Below are 23,396 nucleotides of genomic sequence, written 5' to 3' on the forward strand. Positions count from 1 at the left end.
TGGAACTAGGTAGACAATCCTACACCGGTTAAGTCTGACGACCCGCGCTACGAACTTTAAGCACTGGTCAGGGTTCGTGAATGCAAGAACGTTATAGGAAATCAGCGAAATGTTGTATAAAGAACTAGCAACTTCATTTATAGTGATACGACAATAAATAAAGTCTAAAATAATGGAGGTTTTTTATGAATTCTGCTAACAAATGTACCATTTTGTTACTTGGCACATATCATATGGGCAATCCTGGACTGGATATGCACAATGTTAAGTCTGATGACGTCTTGGCACTAAAAAGACAAAAGGAGATTTATGAGGTTGTCGATAGACTTAAACGATTTAATCCAACGAAAATCGCAGTTGAAGCTCTCGCTGATGAACATGAGGCATATAATAATCAGTATCTCTCATATTTGTCAGGTGAATTTACTCTCGGGGCAAATGAAATTCATCAATTAGGTTTCCGTACTGCGGCTGATCTTGGTCATGATAGAATTTACCCTATCGATTGGAATGAATGGTATGGAGGGGTTGCACTAGGACATGTTTATGAATATGCACAATCAAACATGCCTGAGCTCTATCAACGGTTAAATTCTAATAACCAGGAAAAAGCAGAGGCTCTTCAAAAGTCAATGAAAGAAAAAACAGTAAGGGAACTTCTGATGACAGGTAATACTCCTAGTGCAATACAAGGGGACCATGAAACGTATATGACTGTTGCGCGAGTTGGGGATGGTAAAAACAATATAGGAATTGATTGGCTCTGTAATTACTGGTATCGTCGAAATTTAATTATCTATTCTAATATTTCACGAATTTCATCTCATCAAGATAGAATTCTTGTGATTTATGGCTCCGGACATATCCACTTACTCACCCAATTTATTAAAGAGAGTGGTCTTTTTTTACTTGAATCTGTAGAAAAATATCTAGGAGACCGTTAGATAACAGACCTTAACTAAAGTAAGACAATACTTGAAATAGCCGACGATTTATGTGGCTCGTAGAAGCTTCTGATGTCTTATAACATAGTATCTACGCTGTGGGTTTTGGTCCGTCGAACCCAGTCGCTGGCGCTATAAGTCTCTCGAGTTCGTGCAGAAGGCACCTGGCTCTCTAGCCAATTTTCAAGTGTTGGGCGAAGTAATCAAAAACTTCAAAAGCAATGGAAAAAGTTGTGGAATCAAAGCATTTATAAAAATGGGCTTCTGAAAAGGAGTAACCAGAGATATTTAGTCTTATATCCCCCTGATTTTACAATGATTAGAGAAGAAGACCTACAGGATATGCTGATAAACATGTGGCCGGCATTTATAAACTGGTGGAGTATGCCTGCAGGCGGCCAAACTGCGATGAATTATTGGGAAGCTAAACCAGATCTTATAGCTTTTGTGAAAGAATTCGAAAATCAAGCCGGAAGAGAGATAAAACCATTTAAGTTACATGTCGATATAGTATATACAGGATTGAAAGAACCAATTGAAGTGAATAACCAATTCATAATAATGCCCATTAAAGCTGAGTATTTATTGAAGAAAAATTGGTGGGTTAAGAGGTTTAAAGAGCATTATTGAGTGTAAGAAGAGCAGGTCGTGTAACAATATTCACGCTGGGGCCTATGTTTCGTTTAAAGTCATTGATAAATGACGCAGCGCTTTAGGTTGTCAGCCAGGGTATTTGCTAGACCATATAGCTGAGAAAATAAGTGAAAGGAATAAAGAGAAAGGTCCGGCCAACAGGAATATGGCCGGACCTTCTTCATTTGTTATAACACTTGGTAATGGTGGAGGCTTAACTTGGTTCTATATGAACATGTACGTCATAAACGCCGTGTGTTTCTTTTAATTCATGTTCCACCTGGTCTGAAATATCATGGGCGACCCGGATATCCAGATTCGACCTGACCAGGATGACGATGTCAACAACCGTGTTGCTGCCGTAATTTCTTGCCCGGATGTCCTTGACTCCCTTAACGCCAACCACTTGCTTTACGGTTTCTTTGTAACTTTTGACAATGTTCTCATCAAAGCCATCGGTTAAATGATGTGAGGCATCCCGGAATATATCCCAAGCGGTTTTACATATCAGGAAGCCTACCAATACGGCGGTCAGCGGATCGAGCCATGGCAGATGAAATTGGGCGCCGATGATACCAACGACCGTGCCGATGCTGACCCAGGCATCCGAAAGATTGTCCTTGGCCGCTGCCATAACGGCTTGACTGTTTATTTTGGTAGCCAGGCGTTTGTTGTAGCGGTAGACCAAGAACATCACGATGGCGCAGCCAATACCGGTCCACGCGGATAGAAGATCAGGCGATTCATGGTTGCCTTCAAACATGGAAGAAACGGCCCCGAACAGGACTTGGATCCCGACGGCCATCATAATAAAAGAGGCGATCAAGGAGGCTACCGTTTCCGCTTTCCAGTGGCCGTATGGATGATCCCGATCCGCAGGTTTTTGCGATAAACGCAGTCCGATCAATACAGCAATGGACGCCACGATATCTGTAGCATTATTTAATCCGTCCGCCCGCAGAGCCTCGGAGTTCGCGGTGTAACCTATCAATAATTTGATTGCAGATAAACAGATATAAGCAATGATACTGATGATGGCACCTTTTTCACCCAATTTTAAATCATGATAACGTTGTTGTTCCAAATCTAGCCGACTCCTTCCACACGCCCCAAAAAATAGTACCTGACTATATTACCAAGCCGAGTTGGGGTGGGTCTAGAGCAACGTTTTTTCCTATCACTTAATAAGTGACAAGGGGCAAAAAGAGTTGCACTGGACTAAGAAAGATAGTTCGAGGCTAAGGTCTTGGCATATAAAACTGAATACTGGATGGATGATAGCATTAAGCATGACGCTTGACATCAATATCCAAGGAGGGTAACATTGATTATATACTAGTTGGTACATAACTGAGGTGAGAGTGGTTGGCGCGTCCGCGGGAATTCGATATGCAGAAAGCATTGAACAATGCGTTGGAATTATTTTGGGAAAAGGGTTACGAAGCGACCTCCATTACAGATTTAACGACCAGGATGGAGATTAGCCGGCCGAGCCTATACATGGCTTTTGGAGATAAACGTGCGTTATTTATGAAGGTATTGGACATTTATATGGACCAGTTTCTTCGGAAACTCGAGTCTATTCTTGCTGCTAATGGATCGGGGTACAAGGGGATTGAGGCATTATTTCGAGATATTGTTGAATCGGTCGATGACCGTGGAATAAAGCGCGGTTGCTTGTTCGTAAACACAATGACGGAGCTTGCCGCACATGATGAGCAAATCGCGTTAAAAGGCCGTGAGTATCAGGACAAGGTATCACAGTTTCTGGCAAACGCGTTGACCGAAGGAAAAGAAGCGGGAGACATTGCGCAGACCATCGACGTTCATTCCACGGCACACTTTCTAATGCTGGCATTGGTTGGACTTTTCGTGGTCGTAAAAATAGAACCCGCCCCGGTTGTTTTGAAACACAGTATAGAAGTTACTTTGGGTGTATTGAGGTAATTTTTTTTGATCATTATATACCAATTGGTATATAAAAGTGCGAGCGCATATTATAACTTTTGTAAGGAGATGGTTGGAATGCGATGGAAGCAGCTGACACGTCACGTGTGGGGCGGATATGTATATTGGCCATTGCCTGTCATGGTATGGATCGTTGAAGATCGGGACGGATTAACGCTGGTTGACGCAGGGATACCGTCCATGTGGAATTCGTTGTATCAAGCGTTAAACGTCCGCTTCAAGAATAAGCCCTTAGTACGGGTGCTGCTTACGCACAGTCATGGGGATCATGTGGGGATGCTGCCGAACCTGACTCGGACCTTGCAGGTTCCGATTGTAGTACACCCATTAGAAGCGGACCGGATATCTGATATCCCCTCTAATCCAACCAAATCCCTGGATTTGGACAATGCGTATGGCGGGTTAATCCCTTATCATACACCGGGACATAGTCCGGGGCATGTGGTATTCTATCATCCTGACGACCAAATTCTTCTCGCAGGCGATCTGTTCACAGCATTCTTCGGCAAACTCCGCAGACCCATTGCGAAATTTACGCCTGATATGGAAGAGTCACTTCGGAGCGGGAGGATTCTTGAACGACTGGACCCTAAGCTTACGGCTTGCGCCCATTGTGGTGTTGTTAAACATGCGTCATCGCAATATCCCAAGCTGCTTCGTAAAGGTCATGGCAGTCGGTAGTCTTTGATTGCTTTCACTGTAAACAACCACATGATAACGGCTTTACAGCCCTTATCCCCGGTATATACCTCCAGTTCGGAAGCATTTAATGCCAGAGACTATCCTTTAGAAGGAAAACGGATCGAACAAAAAAATAGCGGGCGAGAGTCATCTCTCGACACCGCTATGGATTGACACGTACGTTCTTTACATGATCTTGTTCAAATAAAGCATATATTCACCGCGGTTCAGCGGGTTGACTTGTCGCCGTTTATTCACAGGGACGGTGGCTTGCACCTTCACGTAGCCTCCTGGTTTAACGGAGAGCATGCCCTCACCGCTTGTCAGGGAATGGACTTCGGCTTTCAGCAAGTCGGTTGTCCGCACGGGGATGGTACCATGAACGTGGACAGCATGGTTGTGGAATGTTGGTTCCTGATAGGTCCCCTCTAGCGCTGCCAACTTGGATAACACTTTGCTTAAACTGGTTTCCGGCAAAATGAATTGGATGACATTGATAGGCTCGTGGACTTCCGTTCCGGCTTTGCCCAGCGCAGACATGAGGACGAGCGGGGTCAGACTGCGAAAATCCTTTGCCGTCGACACCGGACTTGCGTAACCGGTATGCGTCAGCGTCACGATAATATCGGTCACGGTCCATCCATACAAACCTTCCTGCAGCACCTCAATCACCGTGTCTTTAATCGCTTTCTGAAAGGCTAAGGGGAGAGAGCCCAGTTCCACTTCCAGACGATACTGAATTCCGGTTCCTCTCTCGCCAGGCTCAACCCGTAAGCCAACCGTTGCATAAAAAGGACATTCGCCAATAAATTCAACAGCCTCTCCGGTCGCAACCGGCTTCTCGATACAAATGACCCGCGGAGCAGAAAATGCAGCTTCGATGCCATATTGCTGCTGGATCGTTTCCAGCAGAATTTCCTGCTGGACTTTACCGAATACGTGGATGATGTTTTCTTTGGTTTTCATATCCTGGATATATTGCAGGAATGGATCCTCTTCGGTGAGATCGCTTAAGGCCGTGTGAAGCTGATGCTCCTCCGCGGGATTCTTGGCCGAAACCTGGACTTGAATCGGCGGCTTCTGAAAGTGGACCCTCTTCATCCTGTCGGAAACAGCACCGATGACGTCGCCCACCTTGAGTTCATCGGTCATGAGAATCGCAATGTCTCCGGCATCGATCTGATTCACCGGCATGGATTTGCCATGATGCAGAGCATGGAGGTGTTTTACCTTGAACATGGTGGTGTTTCCGTTCTGCGTTATTACCGTAATCTCGTCTCGCGCCTGGATACTGCCGGCGAACAGCCGGAGGTATACGTTCCGTTCTCCGTTCGGAAGTTTGATCACTTTGAACACTAGGCCGGATAACGATTCATGCTGAAGCTCCGAGGCGTCATTAACGGGGAACAACTCCCCAAGCGCATGAAGCAGCGGCTCGATGCCGATCCCTTTGGCTGCTGATCCTGCAAATAGAGGGTAAGCTTTACCTTGCTGGGTTTGCCTGCGTAATTCTTCCTGCAGCCGCTCGCGTGATATGGGAATATCCTGGGCATAGTCGTTCAGCAGATCGTCATTGGTCAGTGCCAACATTTCGACCCATCCGGCGTTATGGGGATCGGCCACGTCTACCCGAACGGTTGCGCTGCCCTCATGAGATACAGAGCTCATCTCGCAAATATGTTCATCCAGCAGATTTCGTATCATGGTATAGACATTGTGGTAATTCGCGCCCATTCGATCGATCTTATTCATGAATAGAAGGGTGGGAATCCCTTGTTCTTTCAGCGTCTGCATGAGCACCCGCGTCTGGGCCTGTACGCCCTCAACCGCGGAAATCACCAAGATGACGCCATCCAGCACACTCAGTGAATGCTCGACCTCCGAGATGAAATCGGCATGTCCCGGCGTATCGATCAGATTGATTTTTAGATCGCCCAGCATGATGGATACGGCAGCGGATTTTATCGTGATGCCCCGTCTTCGCTCAATCTCCAGCGAATCCGTGATGGTATTGCCTTGGTCAACGGAACCCGCTTGATCAATAATGCCGGATCTGAACAGGATTTGCTCCGTTAGTGTGGTTTTACCGGCATCAACATGGGCCAAAACTCCAATATTCAATATGTTCTTCATATATCATAACCCTCATTCGTTTCATAGTTAGTTGTCCTTTCGGTTGGAAGTTATGGTTCAATTGCCGCATGTATATCGCCTCCGTGTAAAATAAAGTTACTTCTAGTTTATCCATTGAGAGATGATCGGAATATGTAATAAATACTTATAATCGTTCATTATCTTGCTCTAAATATGGCAACGTGCAGCGTCTTATTTGAATTTACATATTTAATACCGTGAAAAATGGTCGGCATTGGATTAGGATAAAGGCATACACCATATATGAAGGAGTCTTGCATTTGATAACACTTCATGCCATAGATAAGGACAATTGGGAGGATTGCATCCGTCTTAAACCGAGACCTGAACAGGAGAAGTGGATTGCCCCCAATCTATACTCGATAGCGGAAGCTCAATTCATGGAGGGCTTCAAAACGCGTGCGATCTACCATGATGAAGAGATGATCGGATTTGTGATGTATGGCCTGCACCCGCACGATGATAACTACTGGATCTACCGGTTTATGATCGACGGCAAGTTTCAGGGACTACATTATGCCAAACCTGCGATTCGTTTGGTTCTCGAGGAGATTCGGAACTCGCCGGATACAACAAACGATGTTATGCTCTGTTATAAATCCGAGAATGAGCATGCAAAAAGGCTATATTCCCAAATCGGGTTTAAAGAAGCCGGGATTGCCCCTTGGGGAGACGTGATGGCTAAATATCGTTTTATATGATTAGCGTAGGGAGGGAACGGCAATTCGAATATTAGCGATTAGCGACATTCATGGCTGCTACGATGAGTTCAATCAGTTACTGTATGATGTGCAGTATAAACCTGCCCAGGACCAGCTGATCTTGCTTGGGGATTACGTGGATCGTGGATTGAGAAGCAGGGATGTCATTGAACAAGTGATGAAACTGCGGGATGATGGTGCGATTACGCTTCGCGGAAATCATGACCAGATGATGCTGGATGCCATTTTGCTTGATTCGGATGAAGCGAACTCGCGCTGGATTCGCAATGGAGCTCGACATACGATTGAAAGCTACTGCGGCGCCGATTTTTTTGAGGGTGAAATGGATCGTGCCAGATATAACGAAGGAAAAGCCTATATTAAGAAGGGGTATGAGCATCATCTATCCTTTCTTGATACGCTGGCACTTTTCTATGAAACAGACACTCACATATTCGTGCATGCAGGGATCAATCCGGGTGTTGAAGACTGGAAGTTGCAGCCTCAGCATGATTTCATCTGGATACGGGAACCATTCTTCAATTATCCTACTGGCATCAACAAAACCGTGGTGTTCGGGCATACGCCAGCGGTCAACCTGCACGACTCGGAGCAGATCTGGTTCTGTGGAGAAGGGGACAAAATCGGTATTGATGGAGCGTGCGTGTACGGTAAACAGCTGAACTGTCTGGAAATCACGGAAGAGCAGGAATACCGAACCCATTCTGTTCGGTTCATGCACCATGATGTGAACGCAAAGGCAGAGCAATGAATGAACGAACACCTACTTTTAATAGGAGGATCTATCCATGTTAATGATGAATGAAAAGATAAAAGCACGCGAAGTAGAGCTGACCGGCTTAAACGGCGAAGATCTGGGAGTCGTCTCCAGGGATGAGGCGCTAGCGCTGGCGAAAAGTCACAAAGCCGATTTGGTGTGTACCTCCCTATTCAGCAGTCCCCCGCCATGCAAACTCGTAAGCCGGGGGCAGGCGAAGCAGGAGGCAGTGAAAGAGAAGAAGGGCCAGCAAGCTTCAGCCGATCCGATGAAAGTAAAGGAATTCCGCTTGTCCGTACATATCGAAGAGCATGATTATGACACCAAGCTGTCGCAAATGCATAAGCTGCTGGCAGCGGGCAAAGCTGTCCAGCCCGTTATTCGCATTCAAGGCAGGGAGGGCGAAGCCGCCCGCAAACTGCTGGAGCGACTCGTGCAAGATCTGGCTGAGGTAGGCAAGAAGGAGACGGGTATACAAGTCAGCGGCAAGCAGGCTACGGTGAAGCTGCTGCCTATCTAACAGAACGGGACAAATTTTTCATTGCATCGGCGTTTCATTGCAGTCGACGTTTTACGGTTTACTTTTTATTTTTTTGATGATACTATGGATCAAATTGTAAACGCCATGAAGAGAAGAGTAGATGAACAGGAATCCCTACAGAGAGCTCCGGTAAGCTGAAAAGGAGTTGGATGCCATTCATTGAACCAAGCCTCTGAGCGGCGCATCGGAACTTATGGATAAGGGATGGTGCGACAGGAGCTCCTGTTACAGAGCTAGGGTATAAGCGATCGCGTGATGGCCGTACCTGATAAGGCCTGATATCGTGAGATATCGGCGAATAGGGGTGGCACCGCGAAACCAATCTCGTCCCCAAGACTTATGTCTTGGAGACGGGATTTTTTTGTTTTTCATGGAATTACGGCAGATCAAACAACGTAAGGAGGAGTCAGGTATGAGCGACGACAAAAACAAAGGAGAAGAAACGGTGGATTTCTTGACCAAGATGATCAAGGAGGATGTAGAGAACAGCGTGTATAACAGGCCGGTGGCTACGCGATTTCCGCCGGAGCCCAACGGCTATCTGCACATCGGCAGCGCCTATGCGATTTACATTAATCACTCCATCGCCAGCCGGTTTCATGGAACATTCAATCTTCGGTTCGACGATACGAATCCACTGAAGGAAGATATCAAATATGTGCATGCGATTCAGGAGGATATCGAGTGGCTTGGACTTAAGCCGAACGTTTATTTTGGGTCGGATTATGCGGATCAAATCGCTGAAGCGGCCAGGAAACTCATTGCCAAAGGGAAGGCTTATGTCTGCGATCTCACATCCGAACAAATGACGGAATACCGGGGAACGCTGACCGAAGCCGGCATCAACAGCCCGTTTCGGGAGCGCAGCATTGAGGAGAATATGGCGTTATTTGAGCAAATAATCGCGGGAGCATTCCATACGTCGGAAAAAGTACTCCGAGCCAAAATCGATATGTCGTCCCCCAACATGAACCTGAGAGATCCCGTCCTGTATCGTATCATTCATGCGAAGCATTATCGGACCGGAACAACTTGGTGTGTGTATCCGATGTACGATTTCGCCCATCCGATCCAGGACTGGATCGAAGGAATTACCCATTCGCTATGCTCAGCCGAATTTAAAGATCATCGACCGCTATACGAGTGGGTACTTACGGAGCTGGAAGTAACCGAGCCGCCGAAACAGCGGGAATTCGGAAGATTGAATATCTCGGGATACGTTACGAGCAAGCGATACCTGAGGGAATTGGTAGAGGGGGGCTTTGTCGACGGATGGGATGACCCCAGACTGCCTACGTTGAAAGGATTACGGCGGCGAGGCGTGACACCTGAGGGCATTCGGCGTTTTCTGGGCGAACTCGGGGTGTTTCGCGGCAACAGTCTGGTGGATTCAGGCATGCTCGATCATTATATCCGTCAAGACTTGAAGGAACGGTGTTATAACGCAATGGCTGTCATGAAGCCGCTGAAGGTGATCATCACGAATCTTTCAGAAGATTGCACCGAGATGCTTGCTATACCGAATCATGAAAATGATGATACGTTGGGTGAGCGGGAGGTTCCTTTTTCACGGGAGTTGTACATCGAGCGTGAGGACTTTATGGAGGAGCCCGTTCCTGGATTTCACCGGTTATCTCCTGGCAAGGAAGTGCGTTTGAAAGGAGCCTACTTCATCAAATGCGAACATGTCGTGAAAGATCCAGACACGGGGGACATCGCGGAGATCCACTGCACGTATGATCCATTAACGAAGAGCGGGAGCGGATTTAATGAGCGGAAGGTGAAAGCAACGCTGCATTGGGTGTCTGCGAAGCACGGGATCCCGGCGGAACTTCACTTGTATGATAAGCTGCTGAAGGAATCTGCCGAGTTATCTGAATCGGGGAACATATGGGAGGAGCTAATGAATCCCGCATCGTTGATTCGCATCGAAAATGCTATATTGGAGCCTTCCATGCAGGAGGCGACCCAAAACCGAACGTACCAATTCATCAGACACGGCTATTTCTGCGTGGATTCCAAATATACGACCGAACGGAGACTGGTGTTTAACCGTATCGTTCCTTTGAAGGATTCATGGAAGAAGCCTATGTGAAAATTAAAATACAATTCCATAACTGAAGCGTTTACAGGCGTTAAGTGTAGGCGATTCGGCCACTACCAAAAAGCCGGCTGCAAGTTAGCTGCCGGCTTTTTGGTGTTGGTAGTAAATCTTCAGCTGTTCTACTACCCGATATATTCAGCGTTAACGCGTCCAATGGTCCGGTCGAGATAAGGATGGAGGCAGTTTGGTATTGGCGTCTCCTATTGCCGCGTTAACTTGGAATTGAGTAAGGAAGAGGCTGGTCGCCAGATTGGCTCCTCTCAGGTCTGCGTCCCTGAAATCGGCACCGATCAGATCGGCAGCCCGCAGATCGGCTCCTCTGAGGTCCGCGGCAATAAGATAAGCTCCTCTCAGATTGGCGTATCTTAGGTCTGCTCCTTTAAGTTTTGCACCCATCAGGTCAGCACCGCGCCCCCCGATCTTTTGACGCACGGGCGGCCCCTTATGCTTCTTGCGCGCATCATCCCGCACAAGCTCACTGGTCCGAAGAAGCAGCTGATTCACGTCTGCCCGATGAGCTGCAACATTCAGCTTTAACAAAGATTCGGGAGGAAGCTGAGTCATCCGTCGTGTCTCTTCCAGCGACAATCTCAGATCGGTATGGATGTCTTGAGCCGGTTGCAAAGTCAGGGCTTCGTTCAGATACCATAACAGTTCGTGAAGCTGCCGCATGATCGGGAATACGTCATACATTTCTTTTGCCGTCCCAGGGGCCTGCCGCCAGTCGCGTCCATTATAAGTAACCTGTGTAACCATTTGACCTGCTCCGAAGCAGTCGTATACGGTGCAGCCTCTCATACCTCGCTGTCTCAAGCTGCTGTGCACACCGCAGCGGAAATCGGATTGCAGATGGTGACAAGGGGTTCCACCGTCTTTGTCCATGGCAAAATCCGTGGAGGCGGCGAAGGGTAAAGCGACGCAGCATAATCCAAAGCAGCGTTCGCAATCCGCTTGTAATTGTAGTCCGACCTGCTCATCGGGACCTTGTTCTTGTTTGTCTGGCATCATGTTAGAGGAGCTCCTTCCAGTCGGTGTTACGTCAATAAAGTGACATCTATTTATATTTTAAAACAAAATGATCATAGAGTCATAGATGAAATCTTGGTTTAAACGGTTTTATACCTGGTGAAGGGATTAAAATCAGAAGTCCCGGATGCTATAATGCACCTTAAGCATATTGCGAATAGATAAAGGGGAATACCATGACAACAAACCAGCTTGCCTTGGAGGCAATTGAATCGAATGATTACGAGCGTGCATTGTTACTGTTTCAACAGGCTGTCAGGGAGTCGAGAGATGTTCAATCTCTTCATAACTTGGCGTTTTTCTATGTTCACGAGGGATTAAGGAACGACCAGGGCTGCTGGGAAGCGGCCGAGGATCTAGCGATTGAGCTTTTGAAGGAGTGCATCGAGCTTCAGCCTCGCTCTCATTTTCCTTACCAATTGCTAGGAGAAGCGTACCTGAATCTTGAACAGTGGGAAGAGGCGCTTGTGGCGTTAGAACGCGCAGCTCGTGTTCATCCAACGCCTGTAGCTATGCATAATGCAGCCGTGGCAGCCTACCGGCTGGAGAACGTAGAATTGGCCGTCTCCTACTTTGGACAATCTGTAGCTGCAGGCGATAACGAGTATACGAAATATGAATATGCGGCCTGTTTAGTTGAAACGAAACGATATGACGAAGCGCTTGCGATGATCGAGAAATTGATGAGCGAGACAGGCGACTATATCGGAGATGTCGAGATCGCAGAATTGTATCTGGAGATGGGGCAATACCATTCCGCCGTTACCTTTTACGAGAAAGGCTGGCGCGAATACGCGAAGGATCCTCGTTGGGTGAATCGGTTTATCTATTCGCTGATTCGTACTGGACAGAATCAAAGAGCAGAAGAGATCGCAGCTGAAGCGGTGCAGGAAAACAGGGCATGGATTGCCGATATTCAGCATGATCCGGAAGAAGATGAGTTTGATGAGGAAAACCAGGCAAGCATCCGCTTCGCCTTGGACGATATTGAAAATTACCAAACGATCATTTCCCGTTTCACAGAAGGGGAATATCCCGTCATGGATCATCGTCCCTCCATACTGACCGCTTGTTATTGGTTCGGCTGCAAAAGGCATGGGCATCCTGAATATGTATAAGTCACTGCATCGTGGCAATCCGTTAAGCTGCCAAGGGAAATCCGGCAGCTTTTTTGTATGTTACATGCCAAGCCGACCGATAGTATATAATGAAATTCGTGTCTTTGGGCATCGCTTTATTTGGAATTCCCTTCATTTCAGGACATATGTCCTTTCCCGAGTTTGGGGAATTCACTTTTAATAGTATACAGACCTATAGAAAAAGGAGTATGTATCGTGAGAGGAATCTTATTTGCATTCATTGGCGGTGCCTGCATTACGCTGCAGGGGGTGGCCAATGCCCGGATTAGCCAGGATATGGGCACTTGGCAAGCAGCGACCGTTACGCAGTTGACCGGATTTATTATGGCTTTGGTCATTTTGCTGTTCGTCCGGGACGGAAGCAGACAAGGATTTGGACAAGTGAAGCCGCTCTATCTAATCGGGGGAGCCTTGGGGGCACCCATTATATTCAGTGAGGTGACAGCGATTCAGAACATCGGCGTCACATTAACGATATCCGCATTGTTGATTGCCCAGTTATTCTTAACGTTCCTGATTGACAGCAACGGATGGTTCGGCGTGGTGAAGAAGAGAATGAGCTTGCCTCAATTCATCGGGATCGGGATGATGATCGCCGGTGTCGTGATAATCAAATTATGATATGGAAGCAAGTGATCCATTGAAATGTTCGGGAAAGGAGAGAGAGATGTGAAGGAAATTCAAAATGCGGAGCTCATGCAGCATTTTTTGCTGAGCAACCAGATCCAGTCCGTATTTCACGATGATTTAATGCCATATCTGGTGTTATATCACTTCGATCAGGGCGACATCGTCTGCACGCAAGGCGAGCCGGCCGAGATGCTGTATATCCTGGTTCAAGGGAAGATAAAAATCTTCACGACCTCCGCAGAAGGCAAGGCGCTTGTTCTATCTTTTAAAACACCGCTTGAGGTGATCGGAGATATTGAATACATTCAAGGCAATCCGTTGATCAATACGGTACAGGCCATATCATCTGTGTATATGATCGGCGTGCATTATCGCTGGCTTCGCAAATACGGACAGGAGCATCCGCCATTGCTGCAATTTTTGCTGCGGATCATTACGCGGAAGTTTTATATTAAATCCAATTTCTTGAGTTTTAATTTGCTGCATCCGGTTGAGGTGCGACTGGCCAGCTATCTATTATCCGTATCTGACGAAGAGTCAGGCACGTTCGCTGCCAACGATCCGGCCGCTTACAATCTGACGGATATCGCGAATCTGCTCGGCACCAGCTACCGGCATTTAAACCGGGTGATTCTGAAGTTCAGTCAAGAAGGGCTGATCGAGCGCCGCAAGGGGTTCATTCTGATTAAAGATCGGGAAGCGTTGACGAGTGTAGCGGGAGGCAACATCTACGAAGAATGACGCTTGGTGAGGATGAATCAATGAAGTGAGGAGATGGAACATGATAGCAGGATTGGTATTGGCACTAATCGCGGGTTCATTGGTTAGTTTGCAGAATATTTTCAATAACAGAGTGAATGAGAAAACAGGCTCCTGGTCTACAACGACGTTGGTGTTAGGCATGGGCTTCGTGGCTTCGTTTGGCATGAGTCTTGTTGTAGAAGGCAAAGGGACGTTCTCCCTACATAACATGGAGCCTTGGTACTGGATTAGCGGGTTGATTGGGGTCGGCGTGGTGATTTGCCTGGTGCAGGCGACAAGGCTGCTCGGTGCCACATTCGCCATTTCGATTGTCATGACCTCGCAGCTCGGTTTTGCGTTGTTGTGGGACTCCCTGGGATGGTTAGGGTTAGAGAAGGTTCCGTTTACCATGAATCAGCTGATCGGTGTTCTTGTTATTGTTGGCGGGATTCTGGTATTTAAATTAGGCGGGAAACGGGAACAACAAGAGACGGCTTAGCGTTAAGCTCATCTGATGAGGGGAGGAATCCATATGATAACGGAGATTGACAAAATCGCCTGGATCCACATCGCGGAAGGACGCATATTGGGCGCTCGTTCCAAAGGAAAGGATACGTACTACTTGCCGGGAGGAAAGCGAGAACCTGGGGAATCCGATATCGACACGCTGGTGCGGGAAATCCAGGAGGAACTGTCCGTTCGTATCAATCCGGAGACCGCGGCGCATGCTGGCAGCTTCCGCGCTGGCGCTCACGGCAAATCGGAGGGCGTTCGAGTAACGATGTCCTGTTACACGGCGGAGTATGAAGGAGAGTTAAGCCCGGCTTCGGAAATTGATGAATTGGCTTGGCTAACGTACAAGGATCGGGAGCGGGTCTCTGAGGTCTGCCAGATGATCTTCGATCATCTGCATGAATTGAAGAAGCTGGCTGATTAAGTCCCGTTGGAGAAGCAGCCTGCATCCAGCTCCATGCATCGAAAAAAGACGCTCCCGCGGGAGCGTCTTGTCATATATGGAACAAATGTTCGTTTTGTGGGTCATCTAAATTGAATCGGACGATATTCGGCTTTCATATTATTAGTATAGCTCAGCGCTTAATATAAGTCTATATTTTGCCAGGGAAATGTTTTATAGTTTGTAATACCCGGCCGGGGGACGTGGTATATCGCATTTTTTACTTGTGCTGTTCGGATAGAAAGAGGGAGTCCTGTGCAAATTCGATTATGGGATAACAACTTAAAGGTTCGATTATTGGGTGAAGCGCTGTTCAATATGCTGTTTTGGATGTACTTTCCCTTCATAACGGTTTATTTCGGAGCGGCTTTAGGCAATCATATCGCGGGAATCCTCATGACGGTTCCGCCGATATTCAGCATCATCGGCAGCTTGCTCGGCGGCGCATTAGCCGATCGGCTGGGACGCCGCCCCATCATGCTGCTTGGCGCCTCGCTGCAGACGGTCATGTTTGCGCTGTTCGCGCTGTCGCCTTCGCACTGGATCGATTATGCCGCATTTATCGGCATCGGATTCGGGGGCGCCATCTATAGGCCTGCCAGCTCCGCGATGGTAGCCGATCTGGTTCCGGTTGAAGAACGCCGGCAGGTATTTGCAACGTTCATGACGGCGAACAACTTGGGAGCCGTGCTTGGTCCGGCGCTTGGGGCCATTTTCTTTTTTCAGTATCGGCAAGAGCTTCTGTGGTCTTGTTCCTTCGTCTTACTGATCTATTTTATCGCCATTTACTTCATCGTTCAGGAAACCCTGCCGGCGCCTGCAAAACGCACGAAGCCGACAGGTTCGATTCTTCAGGTATTCAAGGAACAGTGGAAGGGATATGGCGTCATTTTTCGAGATAAGGTGTTTTTGGTGTACATACTGGCGGGGATTTTTGCTCTTGTGGCCATCATGCAGCTGGATCTGTATTTGGCTGTATATGTGATCGATTATGTACCATCCCAGGCGCTGTTCTCCTGGAATGGGCATTCGCTTTGCTTTCGAGCACGGAGATATTAGGGTGGGTGCTGGGGCTTAACGGGCTCATGTTCGTTCTCTTTATTCTCCCGGTCACCAAGTGGTTTCGGGATTGGAGGGAGCGTGACGTCTTCGTACTGTCTTCCCTGTTATCCGGAGTAGGCACTTTTGCACTCGGGCTGAACACAAACATCTGGTTCCTATTCTTTGTAACCATTATTTTCACTTTCGGCGAAATGGTCCGTTCCCCCGTGACGCAAAGCTTTATCAGCCGTTATGCCCCGGAGCATGCAAGAGGACAATATATGGGAGCTGACAGCTTACAGTTTACGATCGGAAGATTTCTGGCACCGGTGACGGTCTTTCTGTCCTCTTGGCTGCAGCCTATGGGTATATTCAGCATTATCTTGCTATCGGCATTAATCAGTGTGGTGCTGTATATCCTGCTATTTCGAATGTATGAAGAAAAAAAAGACGCAGCATAATAGGCCAGACCTATGATAAGAGAGTAGAAATGAGAGCAAGCCCGGTTGGAACGCAGCCGCAGGCTTGCTTTCTTTTTTATTCGACGCTGAACGTGACTGAAGTCTTTAAAGGAATAAATTTGAAATTCATATTTACAAACCGCTGGTCGGTATATATAATAAAGCTACAAATATACGGAGGGTTGGTGAAGGTCATGATTCCGTTTATAGCCATGTTGGTTTCGCTTCTTTTGTTTCGGACGCTCGGCTTTGCAGGCTGGGAGTATATGAATGACTGGGTCATCTCACTCAGATTTGCGGTTGCGGTCCTGTTACTGCTAACGGCTTCTGCCCACTGGGGAAAACGAAGACCCGATTTAATCGCCATGATCCCGCCAGGAATACCGAAGGCTGCGCTCATGGTTACCATCACCGGTGTGCTGGAGCTTGCAGGCGCGATGCTCATCCTTATTCCGGCTACAACAGCATGGGCCTCTGCCGGTCTGGCGCTGATGCTGATCGCCATGTTTCCCGCCAATGTATACGCAGCAAATCACCATTTGTCACTTGGCGGTAAGCCGGTCACTCCAATCGTACCGAGAACGTTTCTCCAAATCGTGTTTCTGGCAGCGGTTCTCATGGCGGGCTGGCTTCCACCTCAAGGGTAATCAACTTATCATCAAGGAGGAATTAATAAGTGAAGCAGGAAGAAAGGCGAGAGCAAACCAAGCGAATACTGCTTGAAGCCACGGAAGACCTGATTAGGGAGCAAGGCTGCAGCCAAACCACCCTTAATGACATCATGAAGCGTTCCGGTTTGTCTAAAGGCGCCATATTTCATTATGTTTCAAGTAAGGATGAGTTGTTTGTGCACGTATTACGGGCTAAGCTTGCCGAGCAGAACGAGCAGTTCATGAGCGAAGTGAACAAGCAAGGGGATATCAAACAGTTTGACGGACCGATGAATACCATTACCAACAGCATGTCGAGACTGGAAAGTCGTGATGATGTCAGCAACCTGATCTTCATGTACCTGATTGGCAAAAGCGATCAGCCCGAAATCGCCGACATTGTGGCTGGCTTCTATAGGGAAGCGACAGCCACTTCGAAGCTATGGATTGTCACAGGCCAGGAAGCAGGGGTTATACCGGAATCCATCGATGCGGAACGCACCGCCGAGCTGTTCGAGCTGTTGTCGTTCGGACTGCGGATGCGGGGGCTTATCGGTGTAAATAGTCATGCATTCAGCACGAAGGATTATGCCGAATTCATCATCGATATTCTCCGGCCCGGGCACCGGAAAGAGGGGAAGGATGGCTTATGACGCTGTGGTTATTTCTGCACATCGCCGGATGCGTATTATTTCTCGGTAATATCATTACGGCGGCATTCTGGAAAATAAGAGCTGACCTGAGAGGGGATCCGGCCGAAGTCCATAATACGGTTAAGAATGTTTTGTTAGCCGATATGGTATTTACCCTGCCAGGTTTGCTGCTAATTATCGTCTCAGGCGTTATGATGGCTGTTCAAGCCGGATATGCAATGGGCGGAATGAACTGGCTGATGGCCTCATTGATTCTGTTTGGCGTTACGGGGATCCTGTGGGCAGTTTTTTTGATTCCGCTGCAAAAAGGAATGATTCGGCATAGCATGCAATCCATTAGGGATGGGGTCATTTCAGCCGGTTATAAAAGAGCTTCGACGTATTGGGCTTTAGGCGGGACAATAGCCACGCTGCTGCCGATTGTTATTTTATACTTCATGGTCAGCAAACCATTTTGAAGTGAAGAGAACGATCTGATTGCCTAACGTGATCAGGTCGTTTTTTTAACTTGCGTTCATTCGACAATGGAACACAGGGGTGAGACGTGCCATTCCAACCTGCCTGCAGGTGCATATTTGACCATCCTCTGCATACAGTTAGGCGAGAAAGCTCTGAATAAGGGAGGATGCCGAAATGTCCGTTAATGATCAGCATTTGGCACAAATCGCTAAGGCCTATCTGCCAAGCGGTGCTGAACTTGTACGAATCGATAAACCTGCAGAACATCCTGCGGTTATCACAGCCGACGTAACGGGAGATCACATACCGGAGATTGCTGGTGTGTCCCGATTCAATGAAGCACTATATTTATTTGTGCTACAGTACCGCAACGGCGGATATGAGGTCGTAGCCAATGTCTTGGGGCAGGGATATGCGGTTCATTTATTGACCGCGGCCCCGGTGTTGAACCCTCATATGAATCAATTGATCGTGGGATGGCAGCTCGGTTCCATCTGGTCAAAATTGTCGATATACGCTTGGACACCAGAGGGCCTCCAAGATATCGCACCTGCCGATATATATTACAGTTATATCGAAATTGCCGACATGCCAGGTGCTTCGGGTCCGGATGGTCAGGCTGAAATTGCGCTTTGGATTCACGATACAGGCGAAGCTTATCGAGTCGAGGTCGTCAGGTGGAGCCAAGGGGCCTTAGTCACTGCACCGGATGTATACCCCTATTATTATCCTGTCGTTGTTAGGTACTACGAGAGACTGACGCAAGAACATCCGGATTACTCATATTATTGGTATTACCTGGCGGAGGCACAGTATCGGGCCGGAATGCCGGAAGCAGCCCTTGTGTCGGTCCGCAAAGCACTTACGTTCGCAGAACCTTACCCGGCGCGCGAAACGCTGCTTGAACTTGAGAAACGGATCAAGGAGATGCTGGCAAGCAGAGGGCAGTCCCAGCAGCATGTCGGGTTATTTCCGGCATCCGTGAAAACGACGAACGGAACGAAGTGGGGATACATTGATCGCAGCGGAAATATGGTCATTGAGCCGAAGTACGATGATGCACAGGATTTTCAGGACAATGGTCTCGCGATCGTAGGCGTGAAGGGGAAGTATGGCCTCATCGACAGGTCTGACCGTTTTGTAGTGAAGCCTATATATCAGTTCATCAGCCCGTTCTCGGAGCATCGAGCGACCGTGATCGATGAACAAGGTTTTAAGATGATTAACGAACAAGGAGTAGTTCTGACACGACGAGGTTATCCGTATATCGCAGAACTTAAAGAAGGAAGAGCGGTTTATTATGTAACCGATAATGGCAGTGGCGATAGCGCGAACAGCAGATACGGCTATTTAGATTCCACAGGCCAAGAGGTAATCCCGGCGCAATATGAGGAAGCGAATGATTTTGTCGATGGCAAAGCTGTTGTGAAAATCCAAGACCGTCATTACGCGCTCGTTGATCTCCATGGCCGCCGATTGGCCAATTATCCATTCGCCTACGTCGGACCGCCCGGCGATGGCTTGCTTGCTTATCAGAAGGATAGCACTGGCAAATACGGCTATATCGACGAGCAGGGGAACATCGTCATTCCGCCGACCTATACTTCGGCATTTCCTTTTCATCATGACAGAGCCATCGTCAACACGGCTGAAGATTACAAGTCGAAGTATGGCGTCATTAATAAACAGGGCGAGTGGGTCATCCAACCGGAATATAACGATATTCGGGATTTGAATGAAGACCGGTTTGCGCTTGGACGTGCGATCGATCCTGCACAGCCGTATATCGGTTCGATCTATGCCATTGCGGATTGGGATGGAAAGAGGTTATCCGATTTTGTATACCGTGAAGTATCGGAATACAAGCACGGATTGGCATCCGTTTATGATGCACAGCAGACGTATTTTATTGATCGAACCGGCAGACCGGCCCCGGGGTATCCTCAAGTGAACGGCAGCGGTTCGCTCACGCTCGAACCAGGCGGGCTAATTAAGGCATTGGTCGATCAGCGGCTGTCTTACGTAGATCGGTCGGGTCACGTCATCTGGAAGCAGAACACGGTGATTCCGCTGCAACCACCTTATAAGGTAATGGAAGAAAAGTACAAACCCAATCCGGATTACTTGGTCTACTATCCACAGATCGAAGGTATGAGGGATCAGGCAGCTCAGCAAACGCTGAATACGAAGCTTAAAGAAATGTCACAGGTGAAATTCATTCCTGAGAATCAACAGCTTGATTACACGTATACAGGTGATTTTGACGTCATTTTCTACAAGCAGAAGCTCCTCGAACTAGAGTTGAACGGTTATAACTATCCCTTCGGTGCCGCACATGGCATGCCAACCAAAGTTTACGCTGTGATCAACCTGGAGAACGGCAGGATGTATGAATTGAAGGACTTGTTTAAGCCTGGCATCGATTATGTGAAGGAGCTCAGCCGTATCGTTGGCAAGCAGATACAAGAGGATCCGCAGTATTCGTACGTATTCCCGGATAGCTACAAGGGAATTGCAGCAAACCAGCCCTTCTATGTAACCGAGGACGCGTTGCATCTGGTGTTTGCACCGTATGAGATCGCTCCTTACGCAGCGGGTTTTCCGACATTCACAATTCCTTTCGCTGAGATCAAGGACATGATCAATACGGAGAGTGAATTTTGGAGGGCGTTTCATTCCTGAGCTTTCATTTCGGGAATAAAAGCCATACCTAACCTTTCCATATTTCCGAACAAGGATTAGAATAGATGAAAACTCCCCTTACATACGAAGCTGGGCTAGGAGGTTTGGTTATGGCAGATAGTGTCACAGGCAAAAAAGATTTCGTTATCACATGCGCTGAGGATTGCGGGAACGCACCGAAGAAGGAGCTGCTTAAGAAACTCCACATCGCTATGGCTGGCATGGACGCACAATTTATGAATGAGAATTTCACGGATGGGATTCAGCTAAATTACGTTGGGGAAAGAATCGTTCAAGGGAAGGAACAAGTGATTGAATCGTTATGTCAGGGGCTTACCGATTCCTTGCTTGGGGTCGCATAGCATTGGGATCGGCTCGTTCGGCCGTCAAGCTCGGGGAGCGAAAAAGCGAATAGCGATTTCGCTTGCCAACACCATACGGACTCGGTTTAGTGCTTAGTGTAGTAGAAAAAATCGAGCATGGAATAAATGCATCACCATGCTCGATTCTTTAACCTGATATATCCGGAGCGCTTGCCACTCCCTTCTGTTTTATAATAATTATCTCCTAATATCAGCCGAAGAACATAAAGCGACAACTCACTGAATTAATCCCTCGCCTACTAGTTCCTCTCGCTTCCTGAAGCATATACAACTTCTGCAACTCGCAAATCCTTGCATCAGAGGCAACTGCATCCCACGATCCCGCAACCGCCAAGCTGTCTCTTTTTTAATAAAAACTAACACGGCGGAATCCGGGTTACTGCTAGCTAACAAGAGTGGCTATGATGAGTCATTAACCATATTTAAAAGCACTAGTGGGGACTTGTGGAAAAAGAACAGGGGAAAGGTGCTTTGATAAGGACGAGCGAAAATTAAACAGACGAGTGAGGTTATATATGAGAAAGATTAATCGTAATAGGATACTGCTTATTGGAGGCGTTTTCATTGATGTGCGAACAAGGGAATGAAGCGGCCGCACAAGCGGTTCAGGTGCAAGGCGGAAAATGTAAGTTAAATCATGTTACTAAATTTGATAACAAATAAATCCCAACCTCTCATTCATATAACTAAGAAGTCGCTAAATTGGTCATAAGCTTGTCAAGTAGACAGTATAAAAAAGACATGATTTAAGCTGCGGCCGTTTCCCGGTATTCTACCGGGGAACGGTCGTTTATTTTTTTCTGGAAGCGGTTTGGTTATAAAACAATGTATTCACACTGGACAAGGGAAGATTTCTTTGCCTACGCAGAGGAAGCCCGCACGTAGCTCCCGAAAGACAAATATCCGATCGACGACCTCCGGAACATTTGGGAATGGTACCAATTCTACTAAACGTCCAAAGGACTGGTTCAATCTTTAAAGACGGCAGACATAACAGTTCTTACTGATTATATTTTCCAACATTTTCATCGAAGTGTATCAATCAAATCAGACAACCATGTTTTGTTTCAGTACATGGATATTGTAAAAGACAGGTGATTTTTTCCATGTCCAAATTCCTTCCTCTTACCTTGATACAGGAACTTTAGTAGTTAATCAAGTTAATGGGCAGGATGATAATCTCTTGGTATTACCTTCCTGTAACCACAAAGTCAATTTATTTAAACAATTAGCTCAAACCGGTCCCCTAGTATCAACTGCTTGGAGCGATGGATTTTTTTACCATCCAGGCTGCTGACGGTACTTCGGATACATAGCAGAGGGTGACCCTCCTCAATATTCAAGTAGGTGGCTACATCGAAAGAAGCGTATTCCATCACGATATATTTTCGGGATATGCCAAATGTAATTTTGTGTTTGTTTCTTAAAATTTCGTACAATGATTTATGATTCAAATCCTCTTGCAGCAAAAAGGAAAAAGAAGAAGGAAGCCGGGTATATTCCACAGATACTGGGACATCGTCGGCATATCTGATTCTTTCGATGTTAATGATTTTATCCCCGGGTTTTAAACCCAAATGCTCCTGATCCGCAGCAGTAGCCTCTTCAATTACGCACTTGATCACTTTTGCCCCAGGGACCTTGTTTTGCAGTTTGCAAGTGTCGGTGAATCCAATGGTCTCCGTGACGTTTTTCTTGATCTTCTCTTTCGTAATAAAAGTGCCTTTACCCGGGATTCGCACCAAATACCCGTCAGAGGTAAGCGAATCGAGGGCAGCGCGGACCGTGACCCGGCTCACGTTGTTGGTTTCGCTGAGCTCTAATTCCGTAGGGAGTTTGTCTCCTGGCTTCAAACTGCCGTTATGGATGGATTCCAAAATTTTATCTTGCAGTTGTTTATATAATGGAGCGAATTCTGTATGATCGACCATGGTTTTACCTCCAAAAAAACTTTGTATTATATTGTTTTATTTCTCTACCTCTATATTATAACAATATCTACAAGCTGTGAACCAAAAAAAGGCGAATTATAGTATTGCCTTATGTATTTCCATGTGTTATTATCGCATCAA

22 protein-coding genes, 1 pseudogene and 1 other annotated feature are annotated in these 23,396 nt (G+C 47.2%); of the genes and pseudogenes, 19 read left to right on the top strand and 4 right to left on the bottom strand.

What is annotated here, in order from left to right:
• Positions 1 to 185 precede the first annotated feature (185 nt).
• Both MKY82_RS13495 and MKY82_RS13500 read left to right on the top strand, forming a co-directional pair.
• On the top strand, positions 186 to 944 hold the full coding sequence (locus MKY82_RS13495; RefSeq protein WP_339296280.1) for a DUF5694 domain-containing protein: 759 nt from the start codon (positions 186 to 188) through the stop codon (positions 942 to 944).
• Between the two features lie 354 nt (positions 945 to 1,298).
• Positions 1,299 to 1,574 (top strand): hypothetical protein, encoded by a 276-nt coding sequence (locus MKY82_RS13500; protein WP_339296281.1) that lies wholly within the window; start codon positions 1,299 to 1,301, stop codon positions 1,572 to 1,574.
• A gap of 217 nt (positions 1,575 to 1,791) precedes the next feature.
• Here MKY82_RS13500 and MKY82_RS13505 read toward each other — a convergent pair whose 3' ends face one another.
• Positions 1,792 to 2,661, bottom strand: a complete 870-nt coding sequence (locus tag MKY82_RS13505; protein ID WP_339223466.1) for a cation diffusion facilitator family transporter — start codon at positions 2,659 to 2,661, stop codon at positions 1,792 to 1,794.
• A 305-nt stretch (positions 2,662 to 2,966) separates the two neighbouring features.
• On the opposite strand from MKY82_RS13505, the gene MKY82_RS13510 reads away from it, so the two are divergent.
• Positions 2,967 to 3,524 (top strand): TetR/AcrR family transcriptional regulator, encoded by a 558-nt coding sequence (locus tag MKY82_RS13510; protein ID WP_339296282.1) that lies wholly within the window; start codon positions 2,967 to 2,969, stop codon positions 3,522 to 3,524.
• 78 nt (positions 3,525 to 3,602) lie between these two features.
• Positions 3,603 to 4,226, top strand: a complete 624-nt coding sequence (locus tag MKY82_RS13515; protein ID WP_339296283.1) for an MBL fold metallo-hydrolase — start codon at positions 3,603 to 3,605, stop codon at positions 4,224 to 4,226.
• Positions 4,227 to 4,412: 186 nt separating this feature from the next.
• Here MKY82_RS13515 and MKY82_RS13520 read toward each other — a convergent pair whose 3' ends face one another.
• Positions 4,413 to 6,359 carry a translation factor GTPase family protein gene (locus tag MKY82_RS13520; RefSeq protein WP_339296284.1) on the bottom strand — a complete coding sequence of 649 codons (1,947 nt, stop codon included), beginning with the start codon at positions 6,357 to 6,359 and terminating at the stop codon, positions 4,413 to 4,415.
• Between the two features lie 281 nt (positions 6,360 to 6,640).
• On the opposite strand from MKY82_RS13520, the gene MKY82_RS13525 reads away from it, so the two are divergent.
• The 4 genes from MKY82_RS13525 to MKY82_RS13540 all read left to right on the top strand — a co-directional run bounded on the left by MKY82_RS13525 (position 6,641) and on the right by MKY82_RS13540 (position 10,495).
• Entirely contained in the window at positions 6,641 to 7,081 is a 441-nt protein-coding gene (locus MKY82_RS13525) for a GNAT family N-acetyltransferase (protein WP_339223474.1), read from the top strand.
• 46 nt (positions 7,082 to 7,127) lie between these two features.
• Positions 7,128 to 7,853 (top strand): metallophosphoesterase family protein, encoded by a 726-nt coding sequence (locus MKY82_RS13530; RefSeq protein ID WP_339296672.1) that lies wholly within the window; start codon positions 7,128 to 7,130, stop codon positions 7,851 to 7,853.
• A gap of 37 nt (positions 7,854 to 7,890) precedes the next feature.
• Positions 7,891 to 8,379, top strand: a complete 489-nt coding sequence (gene infC / locus MKY82_RS13535; RefSeq protein WP_339296285.1) for a translation initiation factor IF-3 — start codon at positions 7,891 to 7,893, stop codon at positions 8,377 to 8,379.
• 96 nt (positions 8,380 to 8,475) lie between these two features.
• Positions 8,476 to 8,735 (top strand) — a binding site (T-box leader).
• A gap of 77 nt (positions 8,736 to 8,812) precedes the next feature.
• Positions 8,813 to 10,495, top strand: coding sequence for a glutamine--tRNA ligase/YqeY domain fusion protein (locus MKY82_RS13540; protein ID WP_339296286.1), 1,683 nt, complete (start codon positions 8,813 to 8,815; stop codon positions 10,493 to 10,495).
• 150 nt (positions 10,496 to 10,645) lie between these two features.
• Here the strand turns inward: MKY82_RS13540 and MKY82_RS13545 are convergent, their stop codons facing one another.
• Complete coding sequence (locus tag MKY82_RS13545; RefSeq protein ID WP_339296673.1) at positions 10,646 to 11,509, bottom strand: pentapeptide repeat-containing protein; 864 nt, start codon at positions 11,507 to 11,509, stop codon at positions 10,646 to 10,648.
• 197 nt (positions 11,510 to 11,706) lie between these two features.
• Here MKY82_RS13545 and MKY82_RS13550 point away from each other — a divergent pair, with 197 nt between their 5' ends.
• From MKY82_RS13550 to MKY82_RS13600, 11 genes and pseudogenes are all read left to right on the top strand, one after another.
• On the top strand, positions 11,707 to 12,648 hold the full coding sequence (locus MKY82_RS13550; RefSeq protein ID WP_339296287.1) for a tetratricopeptide repeat protein: 942 nt from the start codon (positions 11,707 to 11,709) through the stop codon (positions 12,646 to 12,648).
• Positions 12,649 to 12,864: 216 nt separating this feature from the next.
• Positions 12,865 to 13,290: a DMT family transporter gene (locus MKY82_RS13555; protein ID WP_339223482.1), complete on the top strand. Its 426-nt coding sequence runs from the start codon at positions 12,865 to 12,867 to the stop codon at positions 13,288 to 13,290.
• Positions 13,291 to 13,338: 48 nt separating this feature from the next.
• Positions 13,339 to 14,040, top strand: a complete 702-nt coding sequence (locus MKY82_RS13560) for a cyclic nucleotide-binding domain-containing protein (protein WP_339296288.1) — start codon at positions 13,339 to 13,341, stop codon at positions 14,038 to 14,040.
• 40 nt (positions 14,041 to 14,080) lie between these two features.
• Positions 14,081 to 14,539 (top strand): DMT family transporter, encoded by a 459-nt coding sequence (locus MKY82_RS13565; RefSeq protein ID WP_194542250.1) that lies wholly within the window; start codon positions 14,081 to 14,083, stop codon positions 14,537 to 14,539.
• Positions 14,540 to 14,572: 33 nt separating this feature from the next.
• Positions 14,573 to 14,977: an NUDIX domain-containing protein gene (locus MKY82_RS13570; RefSeq protein WP_194542251.1), complete on the top strand. Its 405-nt coding sequence runs from the start codon at positions 14,573 to 14,575 to the stop codon at positions 14,975 to 14,977.
• A gap of 273 nt (positions 14,978 to 15,250) precedes the next feature.
• Positions 15,251 to 16,497: pseudogene (locus MKY82_RS13575) on the top strand (MFS transporter).
• Positions 16,498 to 16,691: 194 nt separating this feature from the next.
• Positions 16,692 to 17,144 carry a hypothetical protein gene (locus MKY82_RS13580; protein WP_194542253.1) on the top strand — a complete coding sequence of 151 codons (453 nt, stop codon included), beginning with the start codon at positions 16,692 to 16,694 and terminating at the stop codon, positions 17,142 to 17,144.
• Between the two features lie 29 nt (positions 17,145 to 17,173).
• On the top strand, positions 17,174 to 17,800 hold the full coding sequence (locus MKY82_RS13585) for a TetR/AcrR family transcriptional regulator (RefSeq protein WP_194542254.1): 627 nt from the start codon (positions 17,174 to 17,176) through the stop codon (positions 17,798 to 17,800).
• Positions 17,797 to 18,258, top strand: coding sequence for a DUF2269 family protein (locus MKY82_RS13590; protein ID WP_339296289.1), 462 nt, complete (start codon positions 17,797 to 17,799; stop codon positions 18,256 to 18,258). Before MKY82_RS13585 ends, MKY82_RS13590 begins: the two co-directional genes overlap by 4 nt.
• A gap of 175 nt (positions 18,259 to 18,433) precedes the next feature.
• Positions 18,434 to 20,941 (top strand): WG repeat-containing protein, encoded by a 2,508-nt coding sequence (locus MKY82_RS13595; RefSeq protein ID WP_339296290.1) that lies wholly within the window; start codon positions 18,434 to 18,436, stop codon positions 20,939 to 20,941.
• Between the two features lie 110 nt (positions 20,942 to 21,051).
• Positions 21,052 to 21,303 carry a hypothetical protein gene (locus MKY82_RS13600; protein ID WP_339296291.1) on the top strand — a complete coding sequence of 84 codons (252 nt, stop codon included), beginning with the start codon at positions 21,052 to 21,054 and terminating at the stop codon, positions 21,301 to 21,303.
• A gap of 1,241 nt (positions 21,304 to 22,544) precedes the next feature.
• Here the strand turns inward: MKY82_RS13600 and MKY82_RS13605 are convergent.
• Complete coding sequence (locus MKY82_RS13605; protein ID WP_339296292.1) at positions 22,545 to 23,255, bottom strand: GntR family transcriptional regulator; 711 nt, start codon at positions 23,253 to 23,255, stop codon at positions 22,545 to 22,547.
• Positions 23,256 to 23,396: the final 141 nt, after the last annotated feature.

Source organism: Paenibacillus sp. FSL W7-1279, assembly GCF_037969845.1.
Classification (GTDB): domain Bacteria; phylum Bacillota; class Bacilli; order Paenibacillales; family Paenibacillaceae; genus Paenibacillus_AQ.